The organism is Streptomyces filamentosus (assembly GCF_014654895.1).
In the GTDB taxonomy this organism is placed as follows: domain Bacteria; phylum Actinomycetota; class Actinomycetes; order Streptomycetales; family Streptomycetaceae; genus Streptomyces; species Streptomyces filamentosus.
The window spans coordinates 3149064-3173479 of record NZ_BNBE01000001.1 but is presented as its reverse complement, the minus strand read 5'-3'; the positions used below and the strand labels follow the sequence as shown (position 1 = coordinate 3173479).

The window sequence follows — 24416 nt, the reverse complement described above, 5'->3', positions numbered from 1 at the left end:
ATGCTCGACCGGCTGCGCCGCCGCGTCTTCTGGACGCCCCGGCAGAAGTTCCTCACCCTGCTCGTCACGACCGCCCTCGTCGTCGGGGCCGGCGGCTGGGGCCTCTACACGGTCCTCGAACCGGAGGACCGTTCCTGCGCCCCCGGAGTCGCCCGCCCCGCGAACAGCACGGAGTGCGTCGGCGTCGACGGCACCGGGCACGACTTCCGGGTCCCCGCGCTCACCGCCGTCACCGCCGCCATCGGCCGCGAGAACGCCGCCCTCAAGCCCGGCGAGTACGCCACCGTCGCGCTCCTGCTGCCGATCACCTCCACCGACCCCGGCACCGCCGAGAAGATCCTCCGCGAACTCCAGGGCGCCTACGCCTACCAGTACCGGGCCAACCACGAGTCCAACAGCGAGACCCCCCGGATCCGCCTGGTCCTCGCCAACACCGGCAACAAGAACGCCCACTGGCGCACGGTCGTCGACCGGCTCACCACCATGACCGGCGCCCCCGACCGGCTCCGCGCCGTCTCCGGCGTCGCCACCTCCTCCGCCGAGGTGCGGGAGGCGGTCACCGCCCTCACCGGCGCCGGGATCGCCGTCGTCGGCACCACCATCACCGCCGACGACCTCGCCAACGGCCCCGGCCGCGACCGCTTCCCCGGCCTCGCCCGGGTCTCCCCCACCAACAGCGACGAGGCGAGGGCCCTCGCCCACTTCGGCAGGGTCGACGCCGCCCGCGCGATCCTCGTCCAGGACTCCCGCACCGGCGACCACTACATCGACACCCTGCGGTCCGCCTTCGCCGAGTCCCTCAAGGGCGCCCCCTACGAGCCGCAGCTCTACACCTCGCCCACCGACAACACCGAGGAGGGCAACACCGCCAACACCTTCCGCCAGATCACCCACCTGATCTGCGACACCCGCGCCGAGACCGTCTTCTTCGCCGGCCGCCACACCCAGCTGCGCCAGTTCATCAACGCCCTCGGCTCGCGCGGCTGCGCCGACCGCGCCTTCACCGTCCTCACCGGCGACGAGGGCTCCTACCTCGGCGCCGACACCAAGCTGAACCGCGCCGCCCTCGGCCGGAAGCTGACCGTCCGCTACGCCGCGCTCGCCCACCCCGACGCCTGGAAGCCCGGCTCCGGCCGGACCGTGCCCGCCACCGGCGGCTCCGTCGTCGCCTTCGACACCTTCCTCACCGACATCGCCCGCGCCGACGAGAAGCCGGTGCCGCTCCGCGACGGGCAGGCGATCGTCGCGTACGACGCGATGGCGACGGCCGTCCACGCCATCCGCCAGGCCACCCCGCCCGACGCCCCCTACCCGGAGCTCGCCGACGTCGTCACCCAGTGGCCGCAGGTCAAGGGCTCCCTGCGGGTCCAGGGCGCGAGCGGCTGGATCTGCCTGGACAACCACGGCAACCCGTACAACAAGGCCGTCCCCATCGTGGAACTGGCCCCCGACGGCACCCAGCGCTACGTGCAGACCGCCTGGCCCGAGGGGAGGCCCCCCGCGGAGAGCTGCCTGCCCCCGAAGAAGGGCTGATCCCGGAGGAGGGCCGAGACCGGAGAAGGACCGAGACCGGAGAAGAGCTGATCCCGGAGGAGGGCTGATACCGGAGGAGGGCCCCGATCCCGGAAGAGGGTCGCCCCTGGCCCAGGGCCGACCCCGAAGAAGGGGGATCCCTCCGCCGCCCGGCCCCATCCGCGCATGAGCGCGGCGCCGTCCGGGCAGGCGGTCGTCCAGACGGGCCCCGCGGGGCGGCGACGGGACGAGGTGACGGGTGGCGCACGACGGCGGACGGGACGAACGGGGCGAGCGGCACGACCGGGGCGCGCGGGACGGCGGGCGGCTCGCTCGCCTGCGCCGCGACCCCTTCGCCGTCCAGACCCTGCGGTCGACGGCAGCGGCCACGCTCAGCTACGTCGTCGCCCTCCGGCTCAGCAGCGAGCCCGTCCCCCTGACCGCGCCCCTCACCGCGCTCCTCGTCGTCCAGGTCACGCTCTACTCCACCCTCACCACCAGCCTCCGCCGGGTGAACTCGGTCGTCGTCGGCGTCCTCATCGCCATCGCGTTCAGCGCCGTCGTCGGCCTCTCCTGGTGGAGCCTCGCCCTCGTCATCCTGGCCGCGCTGCTCATCGGGCGGCTCGTCCGCGTCGAGGAGTTCGTCCCCGAGGTCGCCATCAGCGCCATGCTCGTCCTCGGCGTCACCCAGGTCTCCGACACCGCCTGGGACCGGGTCCTGGAGACCCTCATCGGCGCCGTCGTCGGCATGCTCTTCAACCTGCTGCTCGCCCCGCCCGTCTGGGTCGACACCGCCGGCGACTCCATCGAGGACCTCGCCCGCCGGATGCGGCTGCTCCTCCTCGACGTGGCGGAGGAGTTCGGCGGGGCACCGCCCGTCGAACGGGCCGCCGCCCGGCTCCACGCCGCCCGCCGCCTCGACGACGACGTCGCCGACGTCGACGGGGCCCTGCGCACCGCCGAGGACAGCCTGCGGTTCAACCCCCGCGTCAAGGAGGGCCTCCTCCACCGGGTGGTGCTGCGCACCGGCCTCGACACCCTGGAGATCTGCGCCGTCGTCCTGCGGGTCCTCGCCCGCACCCTCACCGACCTGGCGAAACACCGGGCCGGGGACACCCTGCTCCCCGACCGGACCGCGCTCGCCGTCCGGGAGACCGCCCAGTACACCGCCGACGCCCTCGTCAGCTTCGCCGTCCTCGTCACCGCCCGCGGCAGCGGGGACGCCGAAGCCGCCGAGGACCGCCTCGCCGGCGAGCTGCGGGCCGCCCGCGCCTGCCGGGACGACGCCGCCGACCGGCTCCTCGCCCTCGCCCTCGCCGACCCCGGTCGCTGGCAGCTGTACGGAGCGCTGCTCACCGAGGTCGACCGGATCCTCGACGAGCTCGACCCCGGGCACCGGGGCCGCCGGCTGATGGAGGAACTGGACCGGCAGACCCGCGAGCGCCGGGAGCGCCGCCGCCGCCTCACCCTCCGCGACCGCTGGAAGTCCTTCGGCCGCCGGGCCGGGGCCGGCCGATGACCGGCCGGGAGGGGACGTCCGCACGCCCGGCGGGCGGATGACCGGAAGAACCGAGGGTCTCCGCGCGCCCGGCGGGCGGATGACCGGGAAAAACAGGGGTACTCGCCCGCCCGACGCGCGGATGTCCGACGGGGGGCAGGGGGCACCCGCACGTCCGACGAGAGGAGCGCCCATGAGCGCGACGCCCGCTTCCGCCACCGGGGGAGACACGGTCACCACCGCCGTACCGGCCCGGCTCGACCGGCTCCCCTGGTCACGCTGGCACTGGATGATCGTCATCGGCCTCGGCACCGTCTGGATCCTCGACGGCCTGGAGGTCACCATCGTCGGCAACGTCGCCGGCCGGCTGGCCGAGGAGGGCAGCGGCCTCGACATCACCGCCGCCCAGGTCACCGGCGTGGCCGCCGCCCTCTACGTGGCGGGCGCCTGCTCCGGCGCCCTCTTCTTCGGGTGGCTGACCGACCGCTACGGCCGCAAGAAGCTCTTCATGATCACCCTGGTCGTCTACCTCGGCGCCACGGCGATGACGGCCCTGTCCTTCGAGTCCTGGTGGTTCTTCCTCTTCCGCTTCCTCACCGGCTTCGGCATCGGCGGCGAGTACGCGGCGATCAACTCGGCGATCGACGAGCTGATCCCGTCCCTCCACCGGGGACGGGTCGACCTGATCATCAACGGCAGCTACTGGCTGGGCGCCATCGGCGGCGCCCTGCTCTCCGTCGTCATGCTGGACACCGACATCTTCCCGAAGGACCTGGGCTGGCGGCTCAGCTTCGCCCTCGGCGTCGTCCTGGGCCTGGTCGTCCTGCTGGTGCGGCGGCACGTCCCGGAGAGTCCGCGCTGGCAGTTCATCCACGGCCGCGGCGAGGAGGCGGAGGAGCTGGTCTCCTCCGTGGAGCGGGAGATCGAGGCGGAGAAGGGCACGAAGCTGCCGCCGCCGGCCGGCGAGATCACCATCCACCAGCGCAAGAGCATCGGCTTCGGCCTGATCGCGAAGACCGTCTTCGGCCGCTACCCGCGCCGCGCCACCCTCGGCCTGTCCCTCTTCATCGGCCAGGCGTTCCTCTACAACGCGATCACCTTCGGCTTCGGCACCATCCTCATCACCTTCTTCGACGTCCCCACCGGCAGCACCGGCTACTACTTCGCGGTGATCGCGGCGGGCAACTTCCTGGGGCCGCTGCTGCTCGGCCGGCTCTTCGACACCGTCGGCCGCCGGATCATGATCTCGGGCACCTACCTGCTGTCCGGCCTGCTGCTCTTCGGGACGGCCTGGCTCTTCGACCGGGGCTCGCTGACCGCGACGACCCTGACGGCCTGCTGGTGCGTGGTGCTGTTCTTCGCCTCGGCCGGGGCCTCCAGCGCCTATCTGACCGTCTCCGAGATCTTCCCCATGGAGACCCGGGCCATGGCCATCGCCTTCTTCTACGCGATGGGCACGGCGGCCGGCGGCATCAGCGGCCCGCTGATCTTCGCCGGTCTCACCGAGTCGGGCGTCGTCGGCGACACGGTGCTGGCCTTCCAGATCGGCGCCGGCCTGATGTGCGCGGCGGGCCTGGTGGCGGCCTTCCTGGCGGTGAACGCGGAGCGCCGCTCGCTGGAGGACATCGCCGAGCCCCTGTCGGCCGTCCGCGACGACCGGTCCTAGGCGGCGCGCCCTCCGGGTCGTCCTAGGGGACCCATTTCGGCCAGGGCGCGGCGTCCCTGGCGTACAGCTCGCGCAGCTCGCTCCAGCGGCCGGTCGTCCACTGCCGCCAGTCCGTCGGTCGGCCGTCCAGGGCGTCCCGCAGCCGCTCGAAGTGGTCGTGCCAGCCGGCCAGGCGGTCGAGGAGCAGCTCCCGGTCGCCGCGGAACCCGTGGGTGAAACGCAGGACGGTCGACGCCCCGCCGGCGGCCGGTTCCAGATGGAACCGGATCCGTCCGTGCGGGGCGTCGACCGTGTACTCGGCCACCTGGTCGGGGTCCCAGGCGGTGACCCGGCCCGAGACCTCCGCGCTGCCGTTGAGCCACCGGAGCGTGACCGCCCCGCCGAGCCTGGGTTCCAGCGGGTCCGCCGCGCAGAGCCAGGACGGCAGGCCCTCCGGGGAGGCGACCGCCGCCCACACCAGCGGCTGCGGGTGCGGCAGCTCGATCACGTACCGCAGCAGGCGCGCGTCGCCGTCGTGGGTCTCGCTCCTGCCCCGGGGTATCTCGCTCATGACTCCAGCGTGGCCCCGCGAGGGGGCCGTGCCAGCTCAGACGCCCGCGTAGGAGTGCTTGCTGCTGACGAAGATGTTCACGCCGTAGTAGTTGAAGAGGAAGCAGCCGAAGGCGATGAGCGCGATGTACGCGGCCTTGCGGCCCTTCCAGCCGGCCGTGGCACGGGCGTGCAGGTACGCGGCGTACCCGACCCACGTGATGAAGGACCAGACCTCCTTGGCGTCCCAGCCCCAGTAGCGGCCCCACGCGTCGCCGGCCCAGATGGCGCCCGCGATGATCGTGAAGGTCCACAGCGGGAAGATCGCCGCGTTGACCCGGTAGGAGAACTTGTCGAGGGAGGCCGCGGAGGGCAGTCGCTCCATGACGGAGCGGGCGAAGGCCCCCGGCTTGCCGCCGGTCGCGAGCTTGTTCTCGTACGAGTCGCGGAAGAGGTAGAGCAGGGTGGCGACCGCGCCGAGGTAGAAGACGGCGCCGCAGAAGATCGCGGTGGAGACGTGGATCCACAGCCAGTACGAGTCGAGGGCCGGGACCAGCTGGTCGCTCTCGGTGTACAGCCAGGTGGTGGCGAGGCCCAGGTCGAGCAGGACCGTGGTGACCAGCGGGAGGCCGATCCAGCGGACGTTCTTCTTCGCGAGGAGGAAGCCGAGGTAGGTGCCGACCGCCACCGTGGAGAAGGTGGTGGAGAACTCGTACATGTTGCCCCAGGGGGCGCGCTGCACGGAGATCGCGCGGGCGATCACGCCGGCCGCCTCCAGGGCGAAGGCGAGGACCGTCAGCGAGACGGCGATCCGGCCGTACAGGTCGCCCTTGACGGTGCCGCCGGCCGCGCCGGGGCCGTCAGGGACGTCACGGGTGCCGGCCGCGGACCGGGTGACGACCTTCGGCTTCTCGATGACCGCGGTGCCGCCGCCGGCCTGCTTGACCCGGACGGTCACGGTGGCGGGCGCGGCTTCGGTCTTCGTGCCCGTCAGCGCGGCGGCGGTGCGGCCGACCTTGCTGCGGCTGCCGAGGACCCATTCGGCGATGTGGGCCAGGAAGGCCAGGGTGTAGACGGCCATCGAGGCGTAGACGAGCTCGTTGCTGAGCTGCGCCAGGCCCTCGTTGGTCTGGGCGGCGAGGATCACTTCTCGACCCCTTCTGAGGCTTCTGCTTCGGCAGGTTCGGGCGCGGGGGGCGCCGTGGCGGTGAGCGCGACCGCGAGGTCGGCGAGCTCCTCGGGCAGCTTGGTGGACTCGCTGCGGCCGAGGCCCGCCATCTCGACGACGGTCGTGCCGTCCTCGCCGCGGACGGCGCGGACCCAGACCCGGCGGCGCTGGATGAAGAGCGAGCCGGTCAGTCCGGCGATGGCGGCGATGGCGCCGGCGAGGGCGAGGCCGTTGCCCGGCTGCTGGGTGACCTGGAAGCTCGCCCACTCCTTGATGTCCTTCTCGAAGGTGATCGAGCCGGCGCCGTCGGGCAGGGTCATGGTCTGGCCGGGCGCGAGCCGCTGGGCGACGCCGGTGCCGCCCTCGACCTCGAACTGCTTCATCTTGGTGGTGTCGAGCTGGTACACGTTCTGCGGCAGTCCGGAGTCGACGCCCAGGCTGCCGTGGTAGCCGGTGAGGGCCATCACGGGGTCGACCAGGGCCGGGAACTGGGAGAACATGCTGCCCTTGCCGGCGCCCGCGAAGGTGGGCACGAAGAACGCCTTGAAGCCGAGCTGCTGCTTCTCGCCGTTCTTGTCGCGGTAGCCGTCCATCACCTTGATCGCGCCGCTGGAGGTGAGGTTGTTGTCGATGGGCAGCAGCGGGACGGCGCCCGTGAAGACGACCTTGCCGTCGCGGTCCCGGACGGTGACGACGGGCGCGTACCCGTGGGCGATCAGGTAGACCTTGGAGTCGCCGAGCTTCAGCGGCTCGTTGACCCTGATGACGGCCTTCTCGTCCTTGCCGCCGCCCCGCGTGTAGGTGACGGCCGCCTCGAAGGTGCGGGGGGTTCCCGTCTGCGGGCCGCTCGTCTCGTACGTGCCGGTGAAGCTGTCCAGGGTGAAGCTGAACGGTTCCAGCTCGTCGACGGCGAACTGGGAGCCGGACTTGAAGTCGTCGTACTGGGTGAGCGTGTTGGAGAAGCCGTCGCCCTCGACGACGAGCTTGCCGCCCTCGGACTTGAAGAGCTGGCCCCAGGCGAAGGCCACCAGCATCACGATCAGGGCGATGTGGAAGAGGAGGTTGCCGGCCTCGCGGAGGTAGCCCTTCTCGGCGGCGACGGCGTCACCGGCCGCGCGGGTCCGGAAGCGGCGGCCCTTGAGGACGCCGAGGGCGGCCTCGCGGACCTCCTCGGGGCTCGCCCCGGTGCGCCAGGTCGTGTACGCGGGGAGGCGGGTGAGCCGCTTGGGGGCGCCCGGCGGCAGGCCGCGGAGCTGGCCGACGAACTGCCAGGTGCGCGGGACGATGCAGCCGATGAGGGAGACGAAGAGCAGGATGTAGATCGCGGAGAACCACACCGAGCTGTAGACGTCGAAGAGCTGGAGCTTCTCGTAGAGCGGGGCGAGGGTCTCGTGCGCCTTCTTGAAGTCGGCGACCTTGAACTCGTCCGCGCTGGTCTGCGGGATGAGGGAGCCGGGGACGGCGCCGAGGGAGAGCAGGAAGAGCAGGATCAGCGCCACCCGCATGGAGGTGAGCTGGCGCCAGAACCAGCGGATCCAGCCGACGACCCCGAGGGTGGGGCCGCCGAGGACGCCGTCGGTCTCCTCCCGGGGCGCGGTGGAGAGCTGTTCCCCGGCGTCGCCGAGGCCGTCGCGCTGTTCGGTCGTTTCGGTCTTGCTCATCGATCAGATTCCCACCGTGAAGCCGCTGGACCAGCCCTGCATCGTGGAGACCATGCTGTCCCAGACGCCTGTGAGGAGGAGGACGCCGGTGACGATCATCATGCCGCCGCCGATCCTCATGACCCACACGTAGTGCTTCTTCACCCAGCCGAACGCTCCGAGGGCCTTGCGGAAGGCGATGGCGGCGAGGACGAAGGGGACGCCGAGGCCGAGGCAGTACGCGAGGGCCAGTATGGCCCCCCGTCCGGCGCTGGCCTGTTCGAGGGCGAGCGCGTTGACCGAGGCGAGGGTCGGGCCGATGCACGGGGTCCAGCCGATGCCGAAGAGCGCGCCGAGGACCGGGGCGCCGAGGAGGCCGGCGACGGGCTTCCGGTGGAAGCGGAACTCGCGCTGGGTGAACCAGGGCATCAGCCCGGCGAAGAAGAGCCCCATGAGGATCATGAAGACGCCGAGGACGGTGCTCAGCGTCCCGCTGTACTCCTGGAGCGTGGCGCCGAAGTAGCCGAAGAGGGCGCCGCCGGAGACGAAGACGGCGGTGAAGCCGGCGACGAAGAGGAGGGCGCCGGCGGTCATCCGGCCGCGGCGGCTGTCGGCGAGGTCGGTGCCGGAGACGCCGGTGACGTACGACAGGTAGCCGGGGACGAGCGGCAGCACGCAGGGGGAGAAGAAGGAGACAAGCCCGGCCAGGAGGGCGACGGGGACGGCGAGCAGCAGCGCTCCGCTGGTGACGGTCTCGTTCACCGGCGGTCACTTCTCCTTGAGGAGCGGGTCGATCATCGAGCGGAGCTTGGTGTCGTCGATGGCCATGAGCGCGCGGGCGGCGATCTTGCCCTCCTTGTCGAGGACGACGGTGGAGGGGATGCCCTTGGGGCTGAGGGTGCCCTTGGGGAAGCCGAAGAGGATCAGCTTCCCGTCCCGGTCGTAGAGGCTCGGGTAGGGGATCTTGTAGTCGGCCTCGAAGGCGAGCGCCTGCTGCTTGTTGGCGTCGCGGGTGTTGAGGCCGACGAAGGCCACGTCCTCGCCCTTGAGGTCGTTCGCGACCTTGGCGAAGTGGGGGGCCTCGGCGCGGCAGGGGCCGCACCAGGAGCCCCAGACGTTGAGGACGACGACCTTGCCCTTGAGGTCGGCGACGTCGAGCTTCTCGCCCTCCAGGGTCTCGCCGGCGATCTCCTCGATCCCGGCGCGCTCGCCCTTGGGGACGGTGGAGATGCCGCCCTTGCTGGTGACGAAGTTGGCGCCGTTGCCGCCGGAGGTGTCGTTGCCGTCGCCGCCGCAGGCGGAGAGCGCGAGGGCGGCGGACAGCACGCCGACGACGGCGAGGGCGGCGCGTCGGGGGGCAGGACGGAGGCCACGGCTAAGGCTCATGTGAAAAGTTTCGCATGGGCGTTTGGGGGATCTTGGGCACCCCCCTACGTGCCCGTAACGCCCCTTGTCAAGATCGCCTAAGCGGCTTTCAGGTACGAGGCCCAGCCACCGGCCGGCTTCTGGCCCACGTCGAGGGTGCGCAGACGGGCCAGGACCGCCGGGTCCTGGACGTCCATCCAGTCCGTGAACTGGCGGAACGACACCAGCCGGACGTCCTTCTTCCCGGCCATCGCCTTCAGCGCCTCCTCGACGGCGTCCATGTAGATGCCGCCGTTCCACTGCTCGAAGTGGTTGCCGACGAAGAAGGGCGCGCGGTTCGTCTCGTACGCGCGCGTGAAGCCGCCGATCAGCGCGTCGGTGGCCTGCTTGCGCCAGCCGGGGTAGCGGGAGGGCATGCCCTTGGTGCTGTTCTGGGACTGGTTGGCGAGGATGTTGTAGTCCATGGACAGCACCTCGAAGGAGTGCCCGGGGAAGGGCACGGCCTGGAGCGGGAAGTCCCAGATCCCCTTGCGCTTGACGGGCCAGGTCTGGCGGCCGCCGGGCGAGCTGGCGTCGTAGCGCCAGCCGAGGCGCTTGGCGGTGGGCAGCAGGTTGTCCTGGCCGAGGAGGCAGGGGGTGCGGCCGCCGACGAGTTCCTTGGAGTAGTCGAAGGGCAGCGGTTCGAGGTCGGTCCAGCCGCTGTTGGTCTTCCACTCGGTGACGAACTTCACGGCCTGGTCGATCTCGCTCTGCCACTGGGCCGGGGTCCAGTTGCCGACGGAGCCGGAGCCGCCGCAGAAGTGCCCGTTGAAGTGGGTGCCGATCTCGTGCCCGTCGAGCCATGCCTCGCGGACGTACTTCAGGGTGTCCTTGATGTGGGCGTCGGTGAGGTAGCCGATGTCGGAGGCGCCGACGCGGTTGTTCGGGGGCCGGTAGAGGCTCTTCTTCGACTCGGGCAGCAGGTAGATGCCGGAGAGGAAGAAGGTCATGGCCGCGTCGTGGTTGCGGGCCAGTTCGAGGAAGCGGGGGAAGAGGCCGTTGCCGACCTCGCCGGCGCCGTCCCAGGAGAAGACCACGAACTGCGGCGGGGTCTGGCCCGGTTCCAGCGGGACGGGGGCGTCGGGCTGGTGGGGCTGCTCGCCGGTGTCCGCGGTGGAACCGTCGCCGATGAGGCGGACGTCGTCCTTGGTCGGGGCGGGCGTGGTGGTCCCGGTCTCGGGGGCGCCGCCCTTGTCCGGTCCCGAACTTCCGGTACCGCCCTCGCCCTTGTCGCTGCACCCGGCGATGCCGAGCGCGGCCGCCGCTCCGACACCCGCCCCGAGAAGGCCCCTTCGACTGATCCCGCGCATGTCATCCCCATTCGCGCTGTTATATGACCCGAAACATCATCCAAACCGACAATGAGTGAGATGCAGGGATGAACACGGAGGTTCCGGTCAATCGCACAAAAATTTCAGGGCGGTCGAATGACATGTACATCATCCGCCGCCCTGAATCGTGGGCCGCACCGGGGTCCCTTCGCGACGCGGCCGGCGCCGGGGGCGCGGCGCCAGGGGGTCGCAGGGGGCCCGTCCGGCAACGGGCGCCGGATCAGGCCCCGGGATCGCGGGCTACGCCCCGAAGGCCTTCGCCTTGCCCTTCACCGGCTTCGCGCCGGCCCGCAGGTGCACCGGCACCAGGTCGATCGCCGGCTCGCTGTACCCCACCGAGACGATCTTGTCGCCCTTGTACGTGAACGAGGTCAGCGAGGCCAGCGTGCACTGCCGGCGCCGCGGGTCGTGCCACAGCCGCCGCTTCTCCACGAAGGACCGCACGATCCAGATCGGCAGCTGGTGGCTGACCAGCACCGCCTCGTGACCTCGCGCCGCGTCCTTCGCCGCGTCCAGCGCGCCCATCATCCGCACGACCTGCTCCACGTACGGCTCGCCCCACGACGGCTGGAACGGGTTGGTGAGGTGCTTCCAGTTGCCCGGCTTGCGCAGGGCCCCGTCGCCGACGCCGAAGGTCTTGCCCTCGAAGACGTTCGCCGCCTCGATGAGCCGCCCGTCGGTGGCCAGCTCCAGGCCGTGCGACTTGGCGATCGGCGCCGCCGTCTCCTGCGCCCGCTCCAGCGGGGAGGCGACGACGTACGTGATGTCCCGCCCGGCCAGCGACTCGGCCACCCGCTCCGCCATCTCCCGGCCCAGCTCGGAGAGGTGGTACCCGGCGCGGCGCCCGTACAGCACGCCGTCCGGGTTGTGCACCTCGCCGTGGCGCATCAGGTGGACGACGGTGACGTCCTCCGGGCCCTTCCCGGCGGCGCTCACGCGCTCGCCCCGGCGGCGGCGCGGGCGGCGGCCGGCAGCGCGGCGGCGATCCGCTCGACCGCGCGCTCGTCGTGCGCGGCCGACACGAACCACGACTCGAAGGCCGACGGCGGCAGGTAGACGCCGTCCGCGAGCATCGAGTGGAAGAAGGCGTTGAAGCGGAACGCCTCCTGCTTCTTCGCCTCGTCGTAGTTCCGCACCTCGTCGGCGGTGAAGAAGACCGAGAACATGTTGGACGCCGCCTGGAGGCGGTGCGCCACGCCCTCCTTGGTGAGCGCGTCGCTGACCAGGCCCTGGACCTCCGCCGAGACCGCGTCCACCTTGTCGTACGCGGCCTGGTCGAGCAGCCGCAGCTGCGCGAGCCCGGCGGCGGTGGCGATCGGGTTTCCGGAGAGGGTGCCCGCCTGGTAGACCGGCCCGGCCGGGGCGAGGTGGCCCATGACGTCGGCGCGGCCGCCGAAGGCCGCGGCCGGGAAGCCGCCGCCCATGACCTTGCCGAAGGTCATCAGGTCCGGCTTCACGCCGTCCACGCCGTACCAGCCGGCCCGGCTGGTGCGGAAGCCCGTCATGACCTCGTCGGAGATGTAGAGCGCGCCGTTCTCCCGGCACAGGTCCGCGAGGCCCTGGTTGAAGCCGGGCAGCGGCGGGACGACGCCCATGTTGCCGGGCGATGCCTCGGTGATCACACAGGCGATCTCGCCCGGGTGCGCGGCGAACGCGGCCCGCACGGCCTCCAGGTCGTTGTACGGCAGCACGATCGTGTCGCCCGCCTGCGCGCCGGTCACGCCGGGCGTGTCGGGCAGGCCGAAGGTGGCGACGCCGGAGCCGGCCGCGGCGAGCAGCGCGTCCACGTGCCCGTGGTAGCAGCCGGCGAACTTGACGACCTTCGCGCGGCCGGTGAAGCCGCGGGCCAGCCGGATCGCGGACATCGTCGCCTCGGTGCCGGAGGAGACCAGGCGCACCTGCTCCACCGGCTCGACCCGGGCCACGATCTCCTCGGCGAGCGCGACCTCGCCCTCGCCGGGGGTGCCGAAGGAGGTGCCGCGGGCCACGGCCGCCTGCACGGCGGCGGTCACCTCGGGGTGGGCGTGACCGAGAATCATCGGCCCCCAGGAGCAGACGAGGTCGACGTACTCGCGACCGTCCGCATCCGTGAGGTACGGACCGGTACCGGACACCATGAACCGGGGCGTACCGCCCACAGCCCGGAAGGCCCGCACCGGTGAGTTCACGCCGCCGGGCGTCACAAGGGACGCGCGGTCGAAAAGCGTCTGTGAGACTGGGGCTTCGTATGAATACGACACAACGATCCTGACCTGCGAGTACGACGTCTGGTACGGAGGGACGGTGTGGGCACCCTGGACATCACGCCGGGACGGCTCTCCTCCGTGTCTGCGAAACTGGGGCGTCATAGGGATGGCTCACACGATCCATGGTGTCAGAGGCCACGGCGATTCTTGCGGACAGGTGTTTCACCGGAAGAACGCGGGGGAGGTCACTGACACGATGATCGGGTTGCGCGGCGGGGTCGTGTTGCCGAGAAAAAGCAGTCGGGTGGAGATATGCATCGCGGTGGCGGACCGGGCGAGGGGACGGACGACCTGGGTCCGGAGCCTGTCCGGCGGGGGAGGCACCGGCGGCGACGGGCCGAGGATCCCGCGGCGTCGGACGATCGCGCGTCCCTGGAGCAGCCCGCGTCGAACCCGTCCCCCGGGGGCCGCGGCTTGGCGGTGACCTACAAGTACTTCGGCGCGCCCAACGGCGCCACGGCGGCCCGCGTACCGATCTCGATGCGCCCGGAGGAGCTCGGCGGCGACGAGCTGGGCATGGGCGGCATGTTCTCCAAGATCAAGCCCGAGACGATAGCGGCGATGGTGCTCACCGGCATCCAGGGCCTGCCGCTGCACAAGGTCCCCCCGCTGGAACTGGTCGTCCTGCACCCCGACTACGCGGTGGTGAAGCTGCCCACGACCGTGGTCGACCCGCTGCGCGCGATCGGCGAGGAGTCGGTCGGCGCCGCCGCCTTCATCTGGTCCACCGTCCCCGACCGCGGCGGCCCGCGCGACGCCTTCGACGTCTACCAGCTGCTCCACGAGTGGCAGGACTTCTCCGTCCGCCTCCACGAGGCCGGCCACCAGCCGTACTGCCTGGTCTGGCCCTGACGGCTGGCTCTCTCCGCGTTTCCGACCGTCATAGCGCATGAAATTAGGACGAATCGGATCTAATGCGTGGAGTTGATCCGTTGCTCCACAGAGGCGCCGTACGAGGAGGCCCCCGCCGTGACCGGAACACGAACGTCCGCAGCCCGTATGCCCGGAGCCCGCACCGGAGCCGCGACCGGCCGGCCCATGCAGCTCGCCGAGGTCGCCGCCCGCACCGAACTGCCCCTGCGCACCATCCGCCAGTACGAGGACCGCGGCCTCGTCGGCCCCTCCGCCGCCTCTCCCGGCGGCTTCCCCCTCTACACGGACGACGACGTGGCCCGGCTGATGGTCATCCGCCGCATGCAGCCGCTCGGCTTCGGCCTCGACGAGACCCGCGAACTCCTCCTCGCCATGGACCGCCTGGCCGCCGACCTCCCCGACACCGACGACGCCCTCGACCCCGCCGAACGCGAGGAACTCGTCGCCCGCGTCCGCCGCTACGAACAGGCCGCCGCCGCCCGCGTCGCCGAACTCCGCCTGGAACTCGCCCGCGCCGAGGAGTTCGCCACCTCCCTCCGCTCCCGCCTCACGGCCTGAGCAGCGTGGGCAGCGGGAGCGGCCTGAGCGGAAGAAGCGGCGGGGGGACGGACCCTCCGGGGGGCGCGGGCTCAGGCCGTGAGGGCCTCCGCCAGGGCGCGGAAGAAGCGGGCGTAGGCGGCGGGGCTCGGGGGAATCTCCGGGTTCCACGGCACCAGGCGCGCCCCGGCCGGCAGCCGCTGCGGACCCTCGGGCCGGGTCGCGTGGGCCCGGCTGTCGTACAGGACCAGCGCGGGCGCGAGGTCCAGGGCCCGCTCCCAGCCCGTGGTCAGCCAGTTCGCCCCCGGGCCCGGCCCCGGGTCGAGCAGCCGGACGCCCAGCCCGGCCAGCCGCGCCAGCTCCGGCCACGCCTCCGGACGCGCCAGGTGCACCTGCTCGACCCCCGCCCCGGAGAGCGCCAGCACCCCGCGCCCGGCCCCCGCGGGCGCCGCGACGGCCGCCCGCACCGCCGCCTCCGCCGCCTCCAGCTCCCCCGCTCCGGCCCCCGGCCCGGCAACCGGGGCGCCGAGCACCGCGCCCAGCTCCCCGAAGCGCCCGATGATCGCCGGCAGGCTCAGGTCGTTGCCGACGGAGAGCGCCGCCAGCGGCACCCCCAGCCGCTCCACGAGCCCCTCGTCCACGGCGTACGGGCTCTTCCCGTCGTACGTGACGTCCACCACCAGCTCCGGCCGCAGCTCCCGCAGCCGCTCCTCGTCCAGGGCCCGCCCCGGTCCCAGGTACGGCACCCCGGCCGCCGCGAGCCCGCCGTCCTTCGCCGGGTCCGGCTCCACCCCGTCGTGCCCGGAGCCGTACACCGCGACCGGCACCACCCCCAGATCCAGCAGCGCGGCGCCCGCCCTCACATAGGCGACCACCCGCGCGGGCCGGTCCGGCGCGTCCAGCGCCGTACCCCTGTCGTCCGTGAAACCCCATCCGTGCGCACCCGTTCCGGACATGCGGCTGCTCCCCTCCCGGCCGGAATCTGCCTCCGCCGCCACCTTCGGACGGTTCCCCGCCCCGCACAAGAGGGCCTCCCCCGACACCGCCACCCGGGACTTTGGTCCCGGACCCCCCTGCCGAAAGTCCCCCACGGTGGTGTTAACTGAACGGGTCGGGAGGAAGCAGTAGGAATCGCCTGCGCCGCCGCGCCCGCACGCCACCCTGCCGGGGCGTGCGCCGTGCACCGGCCCTTTCGCCCTGGAGTGAACGTCATGTCCGACCCCGGCCAGTTCTCCGACCCCCGCGTCCTCACCCTCTTCGCCGTGCTCGCCGTCGCCACCGGCGTGTGGCTGGCGGCCGGTCTGCGCGCCCGCGCCCGCCGCTCCCGGACGCCGATGGCCCGCGTCTGGCACCCGCAGGAGTCCGTGCCGCTGACCCCGGCCGAGGAGCTCGCCTTCGGCCGGGTCGTCTCCCGTCTCTCCCTCACCTCCACGGGCCGCCTGCGCTGACCCGCCCCCGCCGGACGGCGACAGCCCCTCCCCGCCCTCTCCCCGCCCTCGGGATCTCTGCCCTCAGGCTCCCTGTCCTCAGACCTTCGGCCAGGCCCGAGGGGTGATCCACTCTTCTCGAAGTCAAGGTGCGCGTCGTCTGCGCGACCGTGTGCGTCGTCGACGTCATGCCTCCGACACCAGGAAAACTCCCCGGACCCGTCCTGAGGAAACGGGCCCCCGCCCCTGGTCCGCCCCCGATCCCGGCCCCTAGGGGCAGCCAGGGCCAAAGCTCTCGCGGGCCGCTAGGCTCGGCGCCATGCCCGACTCCGCTCCGCGCCGGGACACCCGGGGCATCGTCGCCCCCGCCGAGCTCCTCTCCCGGGTCCGCTTCCGCCGGCACCTCCCGGCGTCGGAGCTGCGCCCGTACCTGGAGCACTACTGGCTGCTGGACTGGGCGCTGCCGGAGCCGTACGTCAGCCGGGTCGTCCCGCACCCGTCGGTGAACCTCGTCTTCCAGCGGTACGGCCCCCTCGACGGCTCCTCCCCGGCCCGGTCAGGGGCCGAGGTCTCCGGCGTCGGGCTCGGGCTCTTCACGAAACGGCTCGAAGGAGTGGGCCGGGTCTGCGGGGTGCAGTTCCGGCCCGGCGGCTTCCGTCCCTTCGCCCCCGCCCGCCCCGTCTCGGACTGGACGGGCCGCCGGGTCCCCCTGCCCGAGGCGTTCCCGGGCACCACGGGCGGAGTCACTGGCGGAGTCACGGGCGGACCCACGACCAGGGCCACAGGCGGAGACACGGGCGGAGCCCTCATCGACGCCGGTCCCGACACCGATGCCGGCATCGGCCCTGACACCGGTCCCGACACCGATGCCGGCATCGGCCCTGACACCGGTCCCGATGCCGTTGCCGGCGCCGGTCCCGAGAGCGATCCCGGGAGCCGGGCCGTCGACGAGGCCGTGCTCTCCGCCGTGCTCTCCCCCGACGCCGGCCACGCGCGCGTGGCGGCGCTCGACGCCTTCCTGCTCGCCCGCGGTCCCGCCCCCGACCCCGCCGCCGCGCAGGCAAGGGAGCTGGTGGAGCTGGTCCGCACCGACCGCACCGTCCGCCGGGTGGCCCGGCTCTCCCGCCTGTCGGGGCTGTCGGCCCGCTCCCTCCAGCGGCTCTTCGCCGCCCACGTCGGGGTCGGACCGAAGTGGGTGATCCTCCGCTACCGCCTCCACGAGGCCCTGGAACGGGCCGAGGCCGGCACCGCGCCGGAGTGGGCGGACCTCGCGGCCGAACTCGGCTACAGCGACCAGGCCCACCTCGTCCGGGACTTCACCGCCACCCTCGGCCTCTCCCCCACCGCCTACGCCCGGGAACTGTCGGTGCCGTGACGTACGGTGCGCGCATGAGCCAGGAGACCCGCCCCGCCGCCACCTCCGTCCGTCTCGTGCCCTGGTCCGAGGAGGACGCCGGACTGCTGCGCGCGCTGAACGCGCCGGAGCTGATGGAGCACCTGGGCGGCCCGGAGACCGAGGAACAGCTGGAGCGCCGCCACCGTCGGTACGTCGGCCTGAGCACCGACGCCACGGCCGCGGGCCGGATGTTCCGGATCGTGCTGCTGCCGGAGGAGCGGACCGCCGGCTCCATCGGCTTCTGGAGCACCGAGGAGAACGGCGAGCAGGTGTACGAGACGGGCTGGGCGGTCCTGCCGGGCTTCCAGGGCCGGGGCGTCGCCACCCTCGCCGCGCGCGCGGTGGCGGAGCGGGCCCGGGCCGCGGGCCTCCACCGCCACCTGCACGCCTTCCCGTCGGTGGAGAACGCCGCGTCGAACGCGGTGTGCCGCAGGGCCGGTTTCGAACTGCTCGGGGAGCAGGACCTCGAATACCCGCCGGGCCGTCCGATGCGCTGCAACGACTGGCGGCTCGACCTCCTCGGCCCGGGGACCGCGACGGCCCCGGGGACTACTGGGGAGCGGTGAGCGGCCGGCTGAAGTGGAAGGCCACGATGTCGAAGCGCTCGCGCAGGTAGAACCGGTGGGCGCCGGTGCGGTGGGTGCCGGAGTCGAGGTTCAGCTCGTGGCAGCCGGCCGCGCGGGCGTGCTCCTCCAGGTGGGCGACGAGCGCGTGGCCGACGCCGGTGGAGCGGGCGTCGGAGGCGGTCACCAGGTCGTCGACGTACAGCTTGCTGAGCGAGCTGGTGTTGAAGACCAGCCGCCAGCCGGCCGCGCCGACGCAGCGCCCGTCGTCGCCGTAGGCGGCGGAGAAACGCAGGCCCTGCGCGTGGCCGCGCGCGTACACCTCGCGGAAGAGGTCGGGGGTGAGGTGCGGGCGCAGCTCGACGAGGACCGGCAGGAGGTCGCTCTCCAGACGGGCGTCGCCGGGCTCGAGGTCGATGATCTTCATGCGGGGACGGTAACCCACCCTCCGCCGCCCGGAAATGCCGTGGCCCGCCGTCGCGGGCCGGTGCGATCCTGTCCCCGTGAACGGACCGGAGATCCACATCAGCTTCGCCCCCGGCCTGGCCGTCTTCGTCGCCGCCGAGCGGCGCGCGGGCCGCACCTCCGTGGTCACCGACGGCGTCTCCTCGCTGGGCCACGTCGTCGAGTCCCTCGGCGTGCCGCTCACCGAGGCCGGGCGGCTCCTGGTCGACGGCCGTCCGGTGGCCCCCTCGCACGTGCCGGCGGCCGGAGAGACGGTCGAGGTCGAGGACGTCGCCCGCCCCCAGCCGGTGCCCGGCGCGCCCCTCCGGTTCCTGCTCGACGTGCACCTGGGCACGCTGGCCCGGCGGTTGCGGCTGCTGGGCGTGGACGCCTCGTACGAGAGCGAGGACATCGGGGATCCGGCGCTCGCCGCGCTCTCCGCCCGGGAGCGGCGGGTCATGCTCTCCCGCGACCGCGGGCTGCTGCGCCGCCGCGAGCTGTGGGCGGGGGCGTACGTGTACAGCGACCGGCCCGAGGAGCAGCTCCGCGACGTCCTGGAGCGCTTCGCGCCGCCGCTGGCCCCCTGGACCCGCTGCACCGCCTGCAACGGGCTGCTGACGGAGACCGGCAAGGACGAGGTGCGCGAGCGCCTGGAGCGGGGCACCGAGAAGACGTACGACGTCTTCGCGCGGTGCGAGGAGTGCGACCGGGTGTACTGGCGCGGCGCGCACCACGCCCGGCTGGAGGCGATCGTGGACGAGGCGGTCCGGGAGTTCGGCGCCCCGGCGACCTGAGGCCGGGGCCCGTACGGCGCCCCGGGACTCCCGGCACTCCGAAGCGCTTCGGGACCTCTCGAACCGCCTCGGAGCTCCTCAGGACACCTCAAGTCTCCTCTCAGGGCTCCTCAGGGCTCCTCAGGGCTTCTCGGCGGTGAGGTACCTCTGTACGGTCGGCGCCAGCCAGGCCACCAGCTCGTCCCGGTCCATGTCGACGGCGGGCCGGAGGCGGAGCACGTAGCGGGCGAGCGCCATGCCGAGGATCTGGGAGGCGACGAGCGCCGCCCGGGCCGGGGCCTCCTCAGGTCTGGGGCAGACGCCGAGGGTGACGGGGCCCAGCTGCTCCTCGAAGACGGCCTGCATGCGGGCGGCCCCCGCCTCGTTGGTGACGCCGACCCTGAGCAGGCCGGTGAGCACGTCGTCCCGCTCCCAGCGGTCGAGGAAGTGGTTCACCAGCACGGCCCCGATGTGCCGGGAGGGCAGGGCGCCCAGGGCCGGCAGCGCGAGGTCGATCTCGGAGGCGGCGGCGAACAGCCCCTCCTTGTTGCCGTAGTAGCGCATGACCATCGAGGGGTCGATCCCGGCCTCGCGGGCGATGGCCCGGATCGTGGCGCGCTCGTAGCCGTCGGCGGCGAAGCGCTCGCGGGCGGCCTCCAGGATCGCGGCCCGGGTGGCGTCGGAACGGCGTGCGGTCGTCATGCCCGCAAATGTAGGCCAACAGGTGTTGACACGCCACGGCGGCTCGCCCTACCTTTGTCAACGAGCGTAGGCCAACAAGCGTTGACTACCGGAGGCAGCCATGCCCACCACCGACACCCACCCCGCCGCCGCCGACACGGACGTCCTCGTCGTCGGCGCCGGACCCACCGGACTCCTGCTCGCCGGCGACCTCGCCGCCGCGGGCCTCGACGTCACCCTCGTCGAGCGCCGCCCCGCCGGCCGCTCCTCCCTCACCCGCGCCTTCGGCGTGCACGCCCGCACCCTGGAACTCCTCGACTCCCGCGGCCTCGCCGACGCCCTGGAGGCCACCGGCACCCCGCTCACCCGGATGCGGCTCTTCGGCCGCCTCTCCCTCGACCTCGGCCGCCTCCCCTCCCGCTTCGACCACCTCCTCGTCACCCCGCAGTACGAGGTGGAACGCCTCCTCGAAGAGCGCGCGGCCGCCGCCGGCGTCACCTTCCGCCACGGCACCGCCCTGCGCGCCCTCCGCCAGGACGCGGACGGCGTCACCGCCGAACTCACCGGCCCCGACCAGACCCCCCTCACCCTCCGCGCCCGCCACCTCGTCGGCACCGACGGACACCGCAGCACCGTCCGCACCGCCCTCGGACTGCCCTTCCCCGGCACCTCCGTGATCCGCTCGATCGTCCTCGCCGACGTCCGGCTCGCCGACGAGCCCGCCGAGACCCTCACCGTCAGCGGCTCCGGCGACACCTTCGTCTTCCTCGCCCCCTTCGGAGACGGCTGGTACCGCGTCATGGGCTGGGACCGCACCCGCCAGGTCCCCGACGACGAGCCCGTCGGCCTCGACGAGGTCCGCGACCTCGCCCGCCGCGCCCTGGGCACCGACCACGGCATGCACGACCCCCGCTGGCTGTCCCGCTTCCACAGCGACGAACGCCAGGTCCCCGCCTACCGCGTGGGCCGCGTCTTCCTCGCCGGCAACGCCGCCCACGTCCACTCCCCCGCCGGCGGCCAGGGCATGAACACCGGCCTCCAGGACGCCGCCAACCTCTCCTGGAAGCTCGTCGCCGTCCACCGCGGCGAGGCCCCCGACCCCGAGGCCCTCCTCGACAGCTACCAGACCGAGCGCCACCCCGTCGGCGCCACGGTCCTGCGCACCAGCGGCGCCCTCGTCCGCCTCGCCATGGCCCGCACCCCCGCCGCCCGCGCCCTGCGCACCCTCGCCGCCACCGTCCTCGGCACCCTCCGTCCCGCCTCCACGAAGGCCCTCGCCACGCTCAGCGGCCTCGGCATCGCCTACGCCCCCGCCCCGGGCGGCGGCCGCTCCTCAGGGCGCCGCGCCCCCGACGTACGGCTCCGCGAGGGCCGCCTCCACGCGCTGCTGCGCGCGGGCGAGTTCGTCCTCATCGCCCCCGAGGGCGCCTCCCCGGCCCTGCCGTCGATCGCCCCGACCACCGCCGCCCGCGTCGTCCGGGCCACCTGGCCGGACCCGGCCCGCCGCACCTCGGTCCTCGTCCGCCCCGACGGCCACGTCCTGTGGACCGACCGATGACCACGCCCACGAGGGGCGGGACGCCACCCGCGAGGACCCGGAAGGGATCAGAAGACGTACGGGTCCCCGGTCGCGAGCACCAGCACCCGGTGCCGGTCGTTGAAGGAGTTCCGGTCGACCCCGCCGGCCCGCCAGGCCGTGCTGACGTCCACCGTCAGCTCCTGCGGCCGCCCCAGCGCCCGCAGGTCCAGCGCCAGCTCGCCCGCCGCCCCGCCGTCCGGCAGCGCGCCCGTACGGCAGGACACCACCCGGGCGCTGCTCCACAGGCAGCCCGGCGGCAGCTCCTGGCCGCCCTCCATGGGCGTGGAGAAGGCCAGCCGGACGGTGGCGTCCGCGACGTCGGACGGACCGTGGTTCTCCGTCACCAGCCACACCCCGACCCGCCCGTCCCACAGGGACACATGGCCGTGATGGGCCAGATCCGCCTCGGCCCCGGCCGCCACCCCGCCGGACACCGCACCCGCCGGGCCGCCGGCCGGATCGCCGGCCCCGTCACCGACCGCCCCGGCGGCCGTCCCGGCACCCACCACCACGAGCGCCGCGAGCACGGCCCCGAGCACACCCTTCGACATCGCACGCATAAGCCAAAAATACCCAGAGATCATCACCTTTTCTGACAATCCGTCAGTCAGCGTGTCCCCCATGGCACCCTGCCCCCATGCAGACCACCCGCTCCATCGCCCTCTTCGTCCTCGCCGCGCTCTTCGAGATCGGAGGAGCCTGGCTCGTCTGGCAGGGCGTCCGCGAGCACCGGGGATGGATCTGGATCGGGGGCGGCGTCCTCGCCCTCGGGCTCTACGGCTTCGTCGCGACCCTCCAGCCCGACGCCGAGTTCGGCCGCGTCCTCGCCGCCTACGGAGGCGTCTTCGTCGCCGGGTCCCTCGCCTGGGGCATGGTCGCCGACGGCTACCGGCCCGACCGCTGGGACGTCCTCGGCGCCCTCGTCTGCCTCGCCGGCATGGCCGTGATCATGTACGCCCCGCGCGGCCGCTGACCGCCGCCTATCCTGGCCACCACATCCACCGACCACCTGTGCGAGGAGTCTCCGCCATGTCCGCCCCCATCGCCGTCGTCACCGGAGCGAGCAGCGGCATCGGCGCCGCCACGGCCCGGCAGCTGGCCGCCGCCGGCTACCGCGTGGTCCTCACCGCCCGCCGCAAGGACCGCATCGAGGCCCTCGCCGCCGAGATCACCGAGGCCGGCCACCAGGCCACCGCGTACCCCCTCGACGTGACCGACCGCGCCGCCGTCGACGAGTTCGCCACCGCCTTCCGCTCCCTCGCCGTCCTCGTCAACAACGCCGGCGGCGCCCTCGGCCTCGACCCCGTCGCCACCGGCGACCCCGAGGACTGGCGCCGCATGTACGAGGTCAACGTCCTCGGCACCCTCCACATGACCCAGGCCCTCCTGCCCGCGCTCACCGCGAGCGGCGACGGCACCGTCGTCGTCCTCTCCTCCACCGCGGGCCACGGCACCTACGAGGGCGGCGCCGGCTACGTCGCCGCCAAGAACGGCGCCCGCGTCCTCGCCGAGACCCTCCGCCTGGAGATCGTCGGCACCCCGGTCCGCGTCATCGAGATCGCCCCCGGCCTGGTCAAGACCGAGGAGTTCGCCACCACCCGCTTCCGCGGCGACACCGACCGCGCCGCCAAGGTCTACGACGGCGTGGCCGCCCCCCTCACCGCCGACGACGTCGCCGACACCATCACCTGGGCCTGCACCCGCCCCCCGCACGTCAACATCGACCTCCTGGTCGTCCGCCCCCGCGCCCAGGCATCCAACACCAAGCTCCACCGCGAGCCGCAGGCCTGACCGGACGCGCGGAAGGGCCGGGTGCGACGCACCCGGCCCCTCCGACGGCTCGGCCCACCGGCCCTTCGGCCCGCGACCGCTCAGCCCTTCACGCAGATGACCTGCTTCAGCTTGGCGACGACCTCCACGAGGTCCGTCTGCCGCTCGATGACCTTCTCGATCGGCTTGTACGCGCCGGGGATCTCGTCCACGACACCGGAGTCCTTGCGGCACTCCACGCCCCGCGTCTGCTCCTCCAGGTCCCGCGTCGTGAAGCGCCGCTTCGCCGCGCTCCGGCTCATCTTCCGGCCGGCGCCGTGCGAGGCCGAGTTGAACGAGGCCGCGTTCCCCAGGCCCTTCACGATGTACGAACCGGTGCCCATCGAGCCGGGGATGATCCCGAACTCCCCGGAGCCGGCCCGGATCGCGCCCTTGCGGGTCACGAGCAGGTCCATCCCCTCGTACCGCTCCTCCGCCACGTAGTTGTGGTGGCAGGAGATCACCGGCTCGAAGCTCACCTTCGCCTTCCGGAACTCCCTGCGGACGACCTCCTGGAAGAGCGCCATCATGATCGCGCGGTTGTACTTCGCGTACTCCTGCGCCCAGAAGAGGTCGTGCCGGTAGGCCGCCATCTGCGGGGTGTCCGCGACGAAGACGGCGAGGTCCCGGTCGACGAGCCCCTGGTTGTGCGGCAGCTTCTGCGCCACGCCGATGTGGTGCTCGGCGAGTTCCTTGCCGATGTTCCGGGACCCCGAGTGCAGCATGAGCCACACCGAACCGGACGTATCGATACAGAACTCCACGAAGTGGTTTCCCGAGCCGAGCGTGCCGATCTGGAGCGCGGCCCGGTCCCGCCGGAACTTCACCGCGTCCGCCACCCCGTCGAAGCGCGACCAGAAGTCGTCCCAGCCGCCGGTCGGGAACTGGTAGAGCCGCTTCGGGTCGACCTCCTCGCGGTGCATGCCGCGGCCGACGGGGATGGCCTGTTCGATCTTGGAGCGGAGGCGGGAGAGGTCGCCCGGGAGGTCGTTCGCGGTCAGGGAGGTCTTCACGGCGGACATGCCGCAGCCGATGTCCACGCCGACCGCCGCCGGGCAGACCGCGTCCTGCATGGCGATGACCGAGCCGACCGTGGCGCCCTTGCCGTAGTGCACGTCCGGCATGACCGCGAGGCCCTTGATCCACGGCAGCGTCGCCACGTTGTGCAGCTGCTGCATCGCGCCGCCCTCCACCGTGGAAGGATCGGCCCACATCCGGATGGGCACCCGCGCCCCCGGTACCTCTACGTACGACATACTCCCTCGATTCCCCCGAAAAGTCCGATAACGCAAAAACCGGAGCCAAAGCCCGTACAGGTGACGGCGGACCGGCATCAACGGC

The 24416-nt window shown here is 72.8% G+C and carries 25 protein-coding genes; 12 read left to right on the top strand and 13 right to left on the bottom strand.

Features of this window, described 5'->3' with window-relative positions; translation table 11 throughout:
* The 3 genes from IE326_RS14400 (at position 1) to IE326_RS14390 (ending at position 4676) form a co-directional block, all read left to right on the top strand.
* Positions 1-1533 (top strand): ABC transporter substrate-binding protein, encoded by a 1533-nt coding sequence (locus IE326_RS14400; RefSeq protein ID WP_150228911.1) that lies wholly within the window; start codon positions 1-3, stop codon positions 1531-1533.
* Between the two features lie 316 nt (positions 1534-1849).
* Positions 1850-3031: an FUSC family protein gene (locus IE326_RS14395; RefSeq protein WP_229915464.1), complete on the top strand. Its 1182-nt coding sequence runs from the start codon at positions 1850-1852 to the stop codon at positions 3029-3031.
* A 172-nt stretch (positions 3032-3203) separates the two neighbouring features.
* On the top strand, positions 3204-4676 hold the full coding sequence (locus IE326_RS14390) for an MFS transporter (protein ID WP_190041687.1): 1473 nt from the start codon (positions 3204-3206) through the stop codon (positions 4674-4676).
* A 22-nt stretch (positions 4677-4698) separates the two neighbouring features.
* On the opposite strand, the gene IE326_RS14385 is transcribed toward IE326_RS14390, so the two are convergent.
* The 8 genes from IE326_RS14385 to hemL form a co-directional block, all read right to left on the bottom strand.
* Complete coding sequence (locus IE326_RS14385) at positions 4699-5226, bottom strand: SRPBCC domain-containing protein (RefSeq protein WP_190041686.1); 528 nt, start codon at positions 5224-5226, stop codon at positions 4699-4701.
* A gap of 36 nt (positions 5227-5262) precedes the next feature.
* On the bottom strand, positions 5263-6351 hold the full coding sequence (ccsB, locus tag IE326_RS14380; protein ID WP_190041685.1) for a c-type cytochrome biogenesis protein CcsB: 1089 nt from the start codon (positions 6349-6351) through the stop codon (positions 5263-5265).
* Entirely contained in the window at positions 6348-8033 is a 1686-nt protein-coding gene (resB, locus tag IE326_RS14375) for a cytochrome c biogenesis protein ResB (RefSeq protein ID WP_150228923.1), read from the bottom strand. Before resB ends, ccsB begins: the two co-directional genes overlap by 4 nt.
* Before the next feature lie 3 nt (positions 8034-8036).
* Entirely contained in the window at positions 8037-8774 is a 738-nt protein-coding gene (locus IE326_RS14370) for a cytochrome c biogenesis CcdA family protein (RefSeq protein ID WP_150228925.1), read from the bottom strand.
* Between the two features lie 6 nt (positions 8775-8780).
* Complete coding sequence (locus IE326_RS14365) at positions 8781-9398, bottom strand: TlpA family protein disulfide reductase (RefSeq protein ID WP_150228927.1); 618 nt, start codon at positions 9396-9398, stop codon at positions 8781-8783.
* A 77-nt stretch (positions 9399-9475) separates the two neighbouring features.
* Positions 9476-10726, bottom strand: a complete 1251-nt coding sequence (locus IE326_RS14360; RefSeq protein ID WP_150228928.1) for a polysaccharide deacetylase family protein — start codon at positions 10724-10726, stop codon at positions 9476-9478.
* Positions 10727-10987: 261 nt separating this feature from the next.
* A complete protein-coding gene (locus IE326_RS14355; RefSeq protein WP_150232797.1) occupies positions 10988-11635 on the bottom strand; it encodes a histidine phosphatase family protein in 648 nt (215 codons plus the stop codon).
* 44 nt (positions 11636-11679) lie between these two features.
* On the bottom strand, positions 11680-12987 hold the full coding sequence (gene hemL, locus IE326_RS14350) for a glutamate-1-semialdehyde 2,1-aminomutase (protein ID WP_190041684.1): 1308 nt from the start codon (positions 12985-12987) through the stop codon (positions 11680-11682).
* Between the two features lie 258 nt (positions 12988-13245).
* Between hemL and IE326_RS14345 the strand changes: the two genes are divergently transcribed.
* Together IE326_RS14345 and IE326_RS14340 are read left to right on the top strand one after the other, a co-directional pair.
* Entirely contained in the window at positions 13246-13845 is a 600-nt protein-coding gene (locus IE326_RS14345) for a hypothetical protein (protein WP_150228930.1), read from the top strand.
* 147 nt (positions 13846-13992) lie between these two features.
* Positions 13993-14424: a MerR family transcriptional regulator gene (locus tag IE326_RS14340; protein ID WP_190042244.1), complete on the top strand. Its 432-nt coding sequence runs from the start codon at positions 13993-13995 to the stop codon at positions 14422-14424.
* 71 nt (positions 14425-14495) lie between these two features.
* Here IE326_RS14340 and IE326_RS14335 read toward each other — a convergent pair whose 3' ends face one another.
* A complete protein-coding gene (locus IE326_RS14335) occupies positions 14496-15359 on the bottom strand; it encodes a substrate-binding domain-containing protein (protein ID WP_229915329.1) in 864 nt (287 codons plus the stop codon).
* A 255-nt stretch (positions 15360-15614) separates the two neighbouring features.
* Here IE326_RS14335 and IE326_RS14330 point away from each other — a divergent pair, with 255 nt between their 5' ends.
* The 3 genes from IE326_RS14330 (at position 15615) to IE326_RS14320 (ending at position 17792) form a co-directional block, all read left to right on the top strand.
* Positions 15615-15851 carry a hypothetical protein gene (locus IE326_RS14330; RefSeq protein WP_150228932.1) on the top strand — a complete coding sequence of 79 codons (237 nt, stop codon included), beginning with the start codon at positions 15615-15617 and terminating at the stop codon, positions 15849-15851.
* A 298-nt stretch (positions 15852-16149) separates the two neighbouring features.
* Positions 16150-17205, top strand: coding sequence for a helix-turn-helix domain-containing protein (locus tag IE326_RS14325; RefSeq protein WP_190041683.1), 1056 nt, complete (start codon positions 16150-16152; stop codon positions 17203-17205).
* A gap of 14 nt (positions 17206-17219) precedes the next feature.
* Positions 17220-17792 (top strand): GNAT family N-acetyltransferase, encoded by a 573-nt coding sequence (locus IE326_RS14320; RefSeq protein WP_190041682.1) that lies wholly within the window; start codon positions 17220-17222, stop codon positions 17790-17792.
* Here the strand turns inward: IE326_RS14320 and IE326_RS14315 are convergent.
* Positions 17776-18216, bottom strand: coding sequence for a GNAT family N-acetyltransferase (locus IE326_RS14315; RefSeq protein ID WP_150228938.1), 441 nt, complete (start codon positions 18214-18216; stop codon positions 17776-17778). The two genes, IE326_RS14320 and IE326_RS14315, sit on opposite strands and share 17 nt — an antisense overlap.
* A 76-nt stretch (positions 18217-18292) precedes the next feature.
* Between IE326_RS14315 and IE326_RS14310 the strand changes: the two genes are divergently transcribed.
* Entirely contained in the window at positions 18293-19027 is a 735-nt protein-coding gene (locus IE326_RS14310; RefSeq protein ID WP_190041681.1) for a Mut7-C RNAse domain-containing protein, read from the top strand.
* 120 nt (positions 19028-19147) lie between these two features.
* Here IE326_RS14310 and IE326_RS14305 read toward each other — a convergent pair whose 3' ends face one another.
* Positions 19148-19708: a TetR/AcrR family transcriptional regulator gene (locus IE326_RS14305; protein ID WP_190041680.1), complete on the bottom strand. Its 561-nt coding sequence runs from the start codon at positions 19706-19708 to the stop codon at positions 19148-19150.
* Between the two features lie 100 nt (positions 19709-19808).
* Here IE326_RS14305 and IE326_RS14300 point away from each other — a divergent pair, with 100 nt between their 5' ends.
* Positions 19809-21245: an FAD-dependent oxidoreductase gene (locus tag IE326_RS14300; protein WP_190041679.1), complete on the top strand. Its 1437-nt coding sequence runs from the start codon at positions 19809-19811 to the stop codon at positions 21243-21245.
* A gap of 47 nt (positions 21246-21292) precedes the next feature.
* On the opposite strand, the gene IE326_RS14295 is transcribed toward IE326_RS14300, so the two are convergent.
* Entirely contained in the window at positions 21293-21826 is a 534-nt protein-coding gene (locus tag IE326_RS14295) for a hypothetical protein (protein WP_229915328.1), read from the bottom strand.
* A 77-nt stretch (positions 21827-21903) separates the two neighbouring features.
* Between IE326_RS14295 and IE326_RS14290 the strand changes: the two genes are divergently transcribed.
* On the top strand, positions 21904-22239 hold the full coding sequence (locus IE326_RS14290) for a YnfA family protein (RefSeq protein WP_190041678.1): 336 nt from the start codon (positions 21904-21906) through the stop codon (positions 22237-22239).
* Between the two features lie 56 nt (positions 22240-22295).
* Positions 22296-23057, top strand: a complete 762-nt coding sequence (locus IE326_RS14285) for an SDR family NAD(P)-dependent oxidoreductase (protein WP_150228950.1) — start codon at positions 22296-22298, stop codon at positions 23055-23057.
* A gap of 80 nt (positions 23058-23137) precedes the next feature.
* On the opposite strand, the gene IE326_RS14280 is transcribed toward IE326_RS14285, so the two are convergent.
* Positions 23138-24331 carry an RtcB family protein gene (locus IE326_RS14280; protein WP_150228952.1) on the bottom strand — a complete coding sequence of 398 codons (1194 nt, stop codon included), beginning with the start codon at positions 24329-24331 and terminating at the stop codon, positions 23138-23140.
* Between the last annotated feature and the right edge of the window lie 85 nt (positions 24332-24416).